The sequence below is a fragment of the Mycobacterium lehmannii genome (assembly GCF_002245535.1).
Classification (GTDB): Bacteria; Actinomycetota; Actinomycetes; order Mycobacteriales; family Mycobacteriaceae; genus Mycobacterium; species Mycobacterium lehmannii.
On sequence record NZ_NKCN01000020.1, the window covers coordinates 67,516 to 77,062 of the forward strand.

The 9,547-nt window shown below is 66.4% G+C and carries 11 protein-coding genes; 8 read left to right on the forward strand and 3 right to left on the reverse strand.

Features of this window, described 5'->3' with window-relative positions:
• Nucleotides 1-395 precede the first annotated feature (395 nt).
• Nucleotides 396-899 carry a metallophosphoesterase family protein gene (locus tag CEX87_RS20240; RefSeq protein WP_064394849.1) on the forward strand — a complete coding sequence of 168 codons (504 nt, stop codon included), beginning with the start codon at nucleotides 396-398 and terminating at the stop codon, nucleotides 897-899.
• Nucleotides 892-1,305: an MmcQ/YjbR family DNA-binding protein gene (locus tag CEX87_RS20245; protein ID WP_094288840.1), complete on the forward strand. Its 414-nt coding sequence runs from the start codon at nucleotides 892-894 to the stop codon at nucleotides 1,303-1,305. The genes CEX87_RS20240 and CEX87_RS20245 overlap by 8 nt, the downstream gene beginning before the upstream one ends.
• A gap of 7 nt (nucleotides 1,306-1,312) precedes the next feature.
• On the opposite strand, the gene CEX87_RS20250 is transcribed toward CEX87_RS20245, so the two are convergent.
• Nucleotides 1,313-1,861, reverse strand: a complete 549-nt coding sequence (locus tag CEX87_RS20250) for a cupin domain-containing protein (protein WP_064394902.1) — start codon at nucleotides 1,859-1,861, stop codon at nucleotides 1,313-1,315.
• Nucleotides 1,862-1,912: 51 nt separating this feature from the next.
• Between CEX87_RS20250 and CEX87_RS20255 the strand changes: the two genes are divergently transcribed.
• On the forward strand, nucleotides 1,913-3,790 hold the full coding sequence (locus tag CEX87_RS20255) for an alkyl/aryl-sulfatase (RefSeq protein WP_094288842.1): 1,878 nt from the start codon (nucleotides 1,913-1,915) through the stop codon (nucleotides 3,788-3,790).
• Nucleotides 3,791-3,871: 81 nt separating this feature from the next.
• Here the strand turns inward: CEX87_RS20255 and CEX87_RS20260 are convergent, their stop codons facing one another.
• On the reverse strand, nucleotides 3,872-4,645 hold the full coding sequence (locus tag CEX87_RS20260; RefSeq protein WP_094288870.1) for an SDR family NAD(P)-dependent oxidoreductase: 774 nt from the start codon (nucleotides 4,643-4,645) through the stop codon (nucleotides 3,872-3,874).
• A gap of 17 nt (nucleotides 4,646-4,662) precedes the next feature.
• Here CEX87_RS20260 and CEX87_RS20265 point away from each other — a divergent pair, with 17 nt between their 5' ends.
• Complete coding sequence (locus tag CEX87_RS20265) at nucleotides 4,663-5,265, forward strand: histidine phosphatase family protein (protein ID WP_064394846.1); 603 nt, start codon at nucleotides 4,663-4,665, stop codon at nucleotides 5,263-5,265.
• 9 nt (nucleotides 5,266-5,274) lie between these two features.
• On the forward strand, nucleotides 5,275-6,309 hold the full coding sequence (locus tag CEX87_RS20270; RefSeq protein WP_064418470.1) for a phosphotransferase family protein: 1,035 nt from the start codon (nucleotides 5,275-5,277) through the stop codon (nucleotides 6,307-6,309).
• Here CEX87_RS20270 and CEX87_RS20275 read toward each other — a convergent pair.
• Nucleotides 6,306-6,695, reverse strand: a complete 390-nt coding sequence (locus CEX87_RS20275) for a LapA family protein (protein WP_094288844.1) — start codon at nucleotides 6,693-6,695, stop codon at nucleotides 6,306-6,308. The genes CEX87_RS20270 and CEX87_RS20275 overlap by 4 nt on opposite strands.
• A 112-nt stretch (nucleotides 6,696-6,807) precedes the next feature.
• Between CEX87_RS20275 and CEX87_RS20280 the strand changes: the two genes are divergently transcribed.
• From CEX87_RS20280 to CEX87_RS20290, 3 genes are read left to right on the forward strand one after another with little or no spacing between them, the layout of a single operon-like run.
• Nucleotides 6,808-7,761 carry an ABC transporter substrate-binding protein gene (locus CEX87_RS20280; RefSeq protein WP_064418492.1) on the forward strand — a complete coding sequence of 318 codons (954 nt, stop codon included), beginning with the start codon at nucleotides 6,808-6,810 and terminating at the stop codon, nucleotides 7,759-7,761.
• Nucleotides 7,758-8,867, forward strand: a complete 1,110-nt coding sequence (locus CEX87_RS20285; protein WP_094288846.1) for an ABC transporter ATP-binding protein — start codon at nucleotides 7,758-7,760, stop codon at nucleotides 8,865-8,867. The genes CEX87_RS20280 and CEX87_RS20285 overlap by 4 nt, the downstream gene beginning before the upstream one ends.
• A gap of 3 nt (nucleotides 8,868-8,870) precedes the next feature.
• Nucleotides 8,871-9,545 carry an ABC transporter permease gene (locus tag CEX87_RS20290; RefSeq protein WP_064394842.1) on the forward strand — a complete coding sequence of 225 codons (675 nt, stop codon included), beginning with the start codon at nucleotides 8,871-8,873 and terminating at the stop codon, nucleotides 9,543-9,545.
• The last annotated feature ends 2 nt before the right edge of the window (nucleotides 9,546-9,547 follow it).

Sequence of the window (9,547 nt, forward strand, 5' to 3'; positions counted from 1 at the left end):
CTTCGGGCGCGCTCTCGTGTTTGGCGACACCGGTTAACAGTGGCTGGACGGGTATCACTGCCCATGGCCACCCATCGTGAACCGCCGCAGAGCGTCGATCCGGATGCAATAGTGGCGGGCCGCCGAGGCCCGAGAGCGCGCGGCGCACGAAGAACTCTCTCAGCCCAGAGCTTCGAGCGATCCGCTGAGCGACACGGTGCTCGCCTCCGCGCAGCAGGACGCCAATTAGACGCGGCATACCCGCCCCCGAAGCCAACGAGCAGTCATCGGCTCGCCACCGCCCCGGCCGCCGAGGAGGACCGCGACATGGCGCAGCGAAAACGCGAGCAATCGGAGGCGGAACTGTCACCCGACCCAGAGGGTTGATCCCGGGGGCCGCCACTAGATTGGCAGCCATGCGGCTGTTGTTGATCGCCGATACTCACGTTCCCAAGCGCGCCAAGGACCTGCCCGCGCGGGTGTGGGACGAAGTGACGAGGGCAGACGTCGTCGTGCACGCAGGCGACTGGGTGGAGCCGTCGTTGCTCGACGCGCTCGAGGCTCGCGCCAAGCGCCTGGTCGCGTGTTGGGGCAACAACGACGGCGCCGAACTGCGCCGCAGACTGCCCGAACGCGCCGATGTCACACTCGGCGGCCTGCGCTTCACCGTCGTCCACGAGACCGGCGCCGCGACCGGGCGCGAGGCCCGCATGGCCAAGGCCTATCCGGACACCGACGTGCTGATATTCGGCCACAGTCACATCCCTTGGGATACGACGACGAAAACCGGTCTGCGACTGCTGAACCCGGGTTCGCCGACCGACCGGCGGCGCCAGCCCCACTGCACGTACATGACGGCCACCGTGCGCAACGGCTCGCTCACCAACGTCATCCTGCACGCCTTGGAACGCCGTGCGTGACCGGTCGGCGCGGGTCGCCGACGTCCACGAGCTCGCTGCTTCGATGCCGTACGTCAAGCGCATCGAGGGCCCCAAGGGCAACCCGATCTACCAGGTTGGCGGCAAGTCGTTCGTGTTCTTCCGCACTCCTCAGCCCGACGCCGAGGATCCGGAGACCGGCGAACGCTACACCGACGTGATCATGATCTGGGTGGAATCGGAGATGGACAAGCTGGCGCTCGTCCAAGATCCCGACTCGCCGTTCTTCACCACCGACCGTTTCGAGGGCCATCCCTCGGTTCTGGTGCGCGCCAGCAGGTTACGGGAGATCGGGAAGGTCGAACTGACCGAACTCGTCCAGGACGCGTGGCTCTCGCGCGCTTCGAAACGCCGGGCCGATCGGTGGTTGGCCGAGCACCAGGACTGACGAGAAGCTACTTCGGCGGGACGTTCGCGTGCTCGGCGCCGCAGATGAACACGGCCATCCGGGCCGGTGTGTCGCCGGGGTTCTTCCAGCGGTGCCGCGTCCCGTTTTGCACGACGGTGTCGCCCGGTTGCAGGGTCACTTCGGCTCCATCGTCAAGTTCGAGCACGACGGTGCCCTCGAGCACCACCTCGAAGTCGACGGTGTCCGTGGTGTGCATGCCCGGGTCCGTGTAGTCCATGTAGCCGAGCATTCCCGGCAGCTTCTCCTCCATCTCGGCCATCGCCTCGTTGATGTCGAGGGCCTCCGGGGCTTGGGTGCCGTGCGACTGCGGCAGCGTCAGCATCGCAAACCGGAAACCACCGATCGGCGGAAAGTAGTTGTGCCACTGGGGCATCGAACCGTCGTCGGGAAATCGGCACGTCTGGTCGCTGCCCCACAGCAGATGGTTCTCGAAGCCAGGCATCAACTTCGTCTGAATCGGAGCGAGGCTGTCGTCGCTGACGAAGACGGACTTTCCGGACGAATCGTGACCGGTCACCACTCGGCGTATCTGCATGGGGTCAGTGAACCAGCCCCGCGCCGACGTGGGGATGAATATCGTGTCGCCATGCAGCAGAAACCCCCCACCGAGGTCATCGAGTCCGCACACCGCGAGCACCTCACGGCCCTGCCGTTCGACGACACCGCGGACTTCGACAACGCCGACCGCGGGTTCATCGCCGCCTCGGATCCCTGTGTGATCAAGGCGGCTGACGGTCGGGTGGTCTGGGACAACGACACGTACTCGTTCCTCGATGCGGACGCCCCGCCGTCGGTGCATCCCAGCTTGTGGCGGCAGAGCCGGCTGTGCGCCAAACAGGGTCTTTACGAAGTAGTCGAGGGCATCTATCAGGTGCGCGGATTCGACCTGTCCAACATCACCTTCGTCGAGGGCGACACTGGCGTGATCGTCATCGACCCGTTGATCTCCACGGAGACCGCCGCTGCGGCGCTGGCGCTCTACCGCGAACACCGCGGAAATCGTGCGGTCAGCGCCGTCATATATACCCACAGCCACGTCGACCATTTCGGCGGCGTTCTGGGTGTCACCTCTCAGGCCGACGTGGACGCGGGCCGCGTCGCGATCATCGCGCCCGAGCACTTCACCGAACATGCCGTGCAGGAGAACGTGTACGCGGGCACCGCGATGGGCCGTCGAGCGAGCTACATGTACGGCGCATTGCTGGCGCGTGGACCGCAGGGGCAGGTGGGATGCGGGCTGGGACAGGTGACGTCGACGGGTGAAGTGGCGCTGATCGTTCCGACGGTCGACATCCGGCAGACCGGCGAGACGCACACCGTCGACGGCGTCGAGATCGAGTTCCAAATGGCGCCGGGCACCGAGGCGCCCGCCGAGATGCACTTCTACTTCCCGAAGTTCCGTGCGCTGTGCATGGCCGAGAACGCCACCCACAACCTGCACAACCTGCTGACGCTGCGCGGCGCGCTGGTGCGTGACCCGCACGGATGGGCCGGTTACCTCACCGAGGCGATCGACGCGTTCGCCGACCGCACCGACGTCGTGTTCGCATCCCACCACTGGCCGACGTGGGGACGCGACCGCATCGTCGAATACCTTTCGTTGCAACGGGATCTGTACGCCTACTTACACGACCAGACGCTGCGCCAACTCAACCAGGGGTTCACCGGCATCGAGATCGCCGAGGACTTCGCGCTGCCGCCTGCGTTGCAGAACGCGTGGCACGCACACGGCTACTACGGCTCGGTCAGCCACAACGTCAAGGCGGTCTATCAGCGCTACATGGGCTGGTTCGACGGCAACCCGGGGCGGTTGTGGGCGCATCCGCCACAAGCCGCAGGCCCTCGCTATGTCGAGGCGATGGGTGGTCTGGATCGAGTGGTCGAGATTGCGCGAGGGGCCTTCGAGCAAGGTGACTACCGTTGGGCAGCAACGCTCTTAGACCATGCAATGTTCACCGACGAGCAGCACGCCGCTGCCCGCGAACTCTACGCCGACACACTCGAACAGTTGGCCTACGGCGCGGAGAACGCGGTGTGGCGCAACTTCTTTCTCTCCGGAGCCACCGAACTGCGTGAGGGCAACTTCGGCACCCCGACCCAGACCGCATCGACGTCGATGGTGATGCAACTGGCACCCGAACAGATCTTTGACGCACTCGCGATCACCGTGAACGGCCCGCGGGCATGGGATCTCGATATCGCCATCGACGTCACCTTCCTCGACACCGACACCAATTACCGGTTGACGCTGCGCAACGGTGTGCTGGTGCACCGCAAGGTTGCCGCCGATGCGACCTCGGCTCAGGCGACCGTCAAAGTGGCCACCAAGCTCCGTCTGCTCGCGCTCGCGGCGGGCGACGACAGCTCACCCGGCCTCGACATCTCCGGCGACACCGGCGCCCTGCAGTCGCTGATCGGCGCGCTGGACCGCCCCGACCCGGCGTTCAACATCGTCACGCCGTAACCGCAGCCCCGCCGAGTGTTGGGTCGATGCACGCTTGCCAGCGTCAGGGCGTGCGGGTAACCCACGTTCGGCGGAAGACGGTTAGGGCATACCGCCGTCGACGCGGATGATCGAACCCGACGTGTAGCTCGACGCGTCCGACATCAGATATAGTGCGGCGCCGACGATCTCGGGTGGCTCACCCAGCCGCCGCAACGCGAAATGCTGCGCACCCTTCTGCGTCGCGGGGATGTCCCAGGCCTTGCTGATGTCGGTGAGGAACGGGCCCGGCATCAGCGTGTTGACCCGTACCGTCGGGCCGTACGCCAGCGCCAGTCCCTCGGTCAGCGCATTGAGCCCCGCCTTGGCCGCCGAGTAGGGGAGCTGCTCGGGGCGGGGTCGGCGCGAACCGCTCGAACTCACGTTGATGATCGAGCCGCCGCCATCGGCGACCATGCGCTCACCGACCAGCGTCGACAACCGGAACGGGCCCTTGAGGTTCAGGTTGACCACCGAGTCGAACAGCTTCTCCGTGACCGAGGGGAGCGACTCGTACAGCGGCGACATCCCGGCGTTGTTCACAAGCACATCCACCTTGCCGAACCGCTCGTAGGCCGCGTCGACCAATCCGTCGAGCTCATCCCAGCGCCCGACGTGCACCTGGTAGGGCAGCGCGGCGCGGCCGGTCGCCGAGGCGATCTCTTCGGCCGTCGCCACACACGAGTCGTACTTGCGGCTGGCGATCACCACGTCCGCGCCGCACCGCGCAGCGGCGAAAGCCATCTCCTTGCCAAGCCCCCGGCTTCCGCCGGTGACCAGCACGACGCGGTCGGAGAGGTCGAAGAGCTCGGTCGCGAAATCCTTGTCGGCACTCATGGCCATATGGTGGCACGGTGCAGTTGCTCATCATTCGACATGCGTTGCCGCTTCGCAGCGAACCGGGGCAGGGCTCCGACCCCGACCTGTCCGAGGAAGGCATCGAACAGGCAAAACGCCTGCCCGACGCGTTGGCGCGCTTTCCCATCTCACGGTTGGTCAGCAGTCCGCAGAAGCGGGCGATCCAGACCGCCGAGCCGGTCGCTGAGGCTCTCGGCCTCTCGATCGACATCGACGACCGGCTCGCCGAGTACGACCGAGACCTCTCGCACTACACGCCGGTCGAGGAGATCTCCGAGGAGGACATGCGACGCCTGGCCAACGGTGAGCTGCCCAGCGGCGTCGATCAGTCGGCGTTCATCGCCCGGGTCAAGGCCGGGGTCGACGACATCGTCAAGGCCGCCGACCGGGAGGACACCGTCGCGCTGTTCAGCCACGGCGGCGTCATCAACGCCGTGGTCCACGACGTGATGCGCACCGAGCGCCTGCTGTGCGTGCAGGTCGACTACGCCGGTATCACCCGGGTGTTGTGGTCGTCGTCGCGCGAGGCGTTCTTCGTCGCGGGAGTCAACTCCACCGAGCACGTATGGGACCTGCTGCCCAGAAATCAGCAGTGGTAGACAAGTCCCGTGACTCCACCGCCGACCTCACCGGAAGGGCTCGACCTCGACGCCCTCGACCGTCATCTGCGTTCGGAGGGCATCGCCCGCTCCGGTGACCTGCGCGCCGAGTTGATCTCCGGCGGCCGCTCCAACCTGACTTTCCTGGTGTTCGACGACCAGTCGAAGTGGGTGCTGCGCAGGCCGCCGCTGCACGGTTTGACGCCGTCGGCACACGATATGGCCCGCGAGTACAAGGTGATCTCGGCGTTGCAGAACACCGCCGTGCCCGTCCCTCGCGCGGTGACCATGCGCAACGACGACTCGGTGCTCGGCGCACCGTTCCAGATGGTCGACTACGTCGAAGGGCGGGTCGTCCGGCACACATCCGAACTCGAGGCCCTCGGCGACAAGTCCGACATCGAGGCCTGTGTCGACGCGTTGATCAAGGTGCTCGCCGACCTGCACGCCCTGGACCCCGAGGAGGTGGGCCTCGGCGACTTCGGCAAGCCCACCGGATACCTCGAGCGCCAGGTGAAGCGCTGGGGTGGGCAGTGGGAGCTGGTGCGCCGAGAGGACGACGAACGCGACGACGACGTCAAGCGGCTGCACACCGCGCTCGGGGAGACGATCCCGGCGCAGAGCCGCAGCGCGATCGTGCACGGCGACTACCGCATCGACAACACGATGCTCGACGCCACCGACGGCAGCAAGGTGCTCGCGGTGCTGGACTGGGAGATGTCGACCCTGGGCGACCCGATCAGCGACGCGGCCCTGATGTGCGTGTACCGCCACCCCATGTTCAACCTGGTGCACGCCGACGCGGCGTGGGCGTCACCGCTGATCCCACCGGCAGATCAACTCGCGCAACGGTATTCGGTGGCATCGGGTCAGCCGCTGGACCATTGGGAGTTCTACATGGGCCTTGCGTATTTCAAGCTCGCGATCATCGCGGCCGGCATCGCCTACCGCGGCCGGGTGGGCGGTGCGCCGCCGGACTTCGTCACGATGGTCGACGACGCGGTCGCTCCGTTGATCGACGCCGGACTCGAGTCGTTGCGCTAGCGGAGCGCGGCTTTGTAGTTCTTCTTGGCGGCGCGACGCAGCTGGACCATGCGTGCTGCCCCCGCCAACGCCGTGATCAGGCCGCCGCACACCGCGGCGAACAGAATCGCCACACCCCTCGGCATGGACCAGTTCCAACCGAGGAAGGCGAACTCGGTCGATTCGGTGTTCTGCGCGATGAATATCAGCAGCAGGATGAGGATGAGGAAGCCTGCGATCACTGCCGACCAGAGCGCGGCCGCGCGGGTGAAATGGACTTTCTTGACCGAGGGTGCGGTGCGATCGGCGATCTCGCCGTCCGTCGGCGGAACCGGCGGCCCGGGATTGGGTGGACCGTAAGGTTCCGGTTCGTTCTGCGCTGACGGACCGTACGGATCGGTGCTCATGGGTCCAAGTTTGCCCCTTCCCGGCCCCGACAAACGGCATTTGACGTGGACGGTCGAATCGCGGGCCGGACAAACCGCGCGTAGCTGCGGCGATGCCGATACTGTCGAATTCATGACCTCGATGCCGCGACGCCGGCGCCTGCGGTTCGTCGCGGCGGTGATGGTTCTCGCGCTCCTGATGAGCACGGCTTGCGGCAGCTCGAACCCCCTCGGCGGCGGCGAGATCTCCGGTGACCTCAAGACGATCGCGGTGGGGTCCGCGGACTTCACGGAGTCCAAGATCATCGCCGAGATCTACGCTCAGACCCTGGAGGCCAACGGCTTCACCGTGCGACGGCAGTTCGGGATCGGCAGCCGCGAGACCTACATCCCCGCCGTGCAGGACCACTCGATCGACCTGATCGGTGAGTACACGGGCAACCTGCTGCAGTACTTCGACGAGGACACCACCGCCACCACCCCCGACGCGGTCCTGCTTGCACTGCTCAAGGTGCTGCCCGGTGATCTGTCCATCCTGTATCCGTCTCCGGCGGAGGACAAGGACACCCTGGCGGTGACCGAGGCGACCGCGCAGCGGTGGAACCTCAAGACCATCGGCGACCTCGCCGAGCACTCGCCGGAAGTGAAAGTCGGTGGGCCATCGGAGTTTCAGACGCGGATCACCGGTCTGGTGGGGCTGAAGGAACGGTATGGGCTCGACATCGCACCGGCCAACTTCGTCGCCATCAGCGACGGTGGCGGTCCGGCGACCGTGCAGGCGCTCACCAGCGGGACGATCACCGCCGCCAACATCTTCAGTACGTCACCGGCGATCGAGAAGAACAATCTCGTCGTGCTCGAAGACCCCGAGAACGTGTTCCTCGCGGCCAATGTCGTGCCGCTGGTTGCGTCGCAGAAGATGTCCACCGAACTCAAGACGGTGCTCGACGCGGTCAGTGCGAAGCTGACCACCGAGGCTCTGATCGAGCTCAACACCTCGGTCGAGGGAAACCGCGGCATCGACCCCGACGAAGCGGCGCAGAAGTGGATCGCGGAGAACGGATTCGACAAACCGGTGCAGAAGTGATCGAGTTCTCCAACGTCACCAAGCGTTACCCGGACGGCACCGTCGCGGTCGCCGACCTCACCCTCGAGGTGCCCGAGGGAACGTTGACGGTCTTCGTCGGCCCGTCGGGCTGCGGCAAGACCACGTCCATGCGGATGATCAACCGGATGATCGAGCCCACCTCGGGCACCCTGACTGTCGACGGACGCGACGTCACCAAGGCGGACCCGGTCAAGCTGAGGCTCGGCATCGGCTATGTGATCCAGAGCGCGGGCCTCATGCCACACCTACGGGTGGTCGACAACGTCGCCACCGTCCCGGTGTTGCGGGGTGAATCACGGCGCAGCGCACGGCGATCCGCGCTCGAGGTGATGGAACGAGTGGGTCTGGACGTCAAGCTCGCCGACCGCTATCCGGCGCGACTGTCCGGTGGTCAACAACAGCGTGTCGGGGTGGCGCGCGCGCTGGCCGGCGACCCGCCGATCATGCTGATGGACGAACCGTTCAGCGCCGTCGACCCCGTCGTGCGAGAGGAGCTGCAGGCCGAGATCGCCCGTCTGCAAAGCGAACTGCACAAGACCATCGTCTTCGTCACCCACGACATCGACGAGGCGGTCAAGCTCGGCGACCGCGTGGCGGTGTTCGGCCGCGGCGGGGTGCTGCAGCAGTACGGCGAGCCGTCGTTCGTCCTGTCCAATCCGGCCAACGAGGAGGTGGCCGCGTTCGTCGGCGCCGATCGTGGATACCGCGGCCTGCAGTTCTTCCACGCGTCGGGCCTGCCGCTGCACGACATCGGCCACGTCGACGAACGCGATGTCGAAGCGCTGGAGTTGAGGCCCGGTGATTGGAGGCTGGTCACCAACGACGACCGGAAACCGTTCGCCTGGATCAACGCCGCCGGGGTGGCCCTGCGCCGCACCGGAAAGTCGCTCTACGACAGTACGATCGCCGGCGGTTCACTGTTCCGGCCGGACGGGACGCTGCGCAACGCGCTCGACGCCGCGCTGTCCTCGCCGAGCGGGATGGGGGTCGCCGTCGACGACGACGGCCGGGTGATCGGCGGGGTGAAGGCCGACGACGTGCTGGCCGAACTCGACAGGCAACGCCGGGTCCCGGAGTTGGGCTAGCGGATGCGCTATCTGCTCACACACCTCGACGATCTGTGGGCGCTGACGGTGATCCATCTGCGCCTGTCGCTGATTCCGATCGTGCTCGGCCTGATCATCGCCGTACCGGTGGGCGCCGCGATCCAGCGCACCACCACGGCGCGGCGCCTGACCACGATCACCGCCAGCATCGTCTTCACCATCCCGTCGCTGGCGCTGTTCGTGGTCCTGCCGCTGATCATCCCCACGCGCATCCTCGACGAGGCGAACGTGATCGTGGCGCTGACGCTCTACACCGTGGCCCTGCTGGTGCGGGCGGTGCCGGAGGCGCTGGACGCGGTGTCGCCGACGGTGCGCGACGCCGCGACGGCGGTCGGATACCGGCCCCTGACGCGGATGATGAAAGTCGAACTGCCCCTGGCGGTTCCGGTGCTGATCGCCAGCTTGCGCGTGGTCGCCGTCACTAACATCTCGATGGTCGCGGTCGGATCGGTGATCGGCATCGGCGGGCTGGGCACCTGGTTCACCGAGGGTTACCAGGCGAACAAGAGCGATCAGATCATCGCGGGCATCATCGCGATCTTCGTGCTCGCGATCGTCATCGACACCCTGATCATGCTGATCGGTAAGGCGCTCACTCCGTGGACGCGCGCGACCCGTGGGGTGCCGGTGTGGCGCAGGCTCAAGGCGGCGTCGTGACG

Excerpts from the sequence above, each read along its gene's own strand:
- CEX87_RS20260 (WP_094288870.1), bottom strand. The coding sequence starts at position 4,645 with ATGAGTGCCGACAAGGATTTCGCGACCGAGCTCTTCGACCTCTCCGAC.
- CEX87_RS20255 (WP_094288842.1), top strand. The coding sequence starts at position 1,913 with ATGCAGCAGAAACCCCCCACCGAGGTCATCGAGTCCGCACACCGCGAG.
- CEX87_RS20290 (WP_064394842.1), top strand. The coding sequence starts at position 8,871 with ATGCGCTATCTGCTCACACACCTCGACGATCTGTGGGCGCTGACGGTG.
- CEX87_RS20275 (WP_094288844.1), bottom strand. The coding sequence starts at position 6,695 with ATGAGCACCGATCCGTACGGTCCGTCAGCGCAGAACGAACCGGAACCT.
- CEX87_RS20240 (WP_064394849.1), top strand. The coding sequence starts at position 396 with ATGCGGCTGTTGTTGATCGCCGATACTCACGTTCCCAAGCGCGCCAAG.
- CEX87_RS20280 (WP_064418492.1), top strand. The coding sequence starts at position 6,808 with ATGACCTCGATGCCGCGACGCCGGCGCCTGCGGTTCGTCGCGGCGGTG.
- CEX87_RS20250 (WP_064394902.1), bottom strand. The coding sequence starts at position 1,861 with ATGCAGATACGCCGAGTGGTGACCGGTCACGATTCGTCCGGAAAGTCC.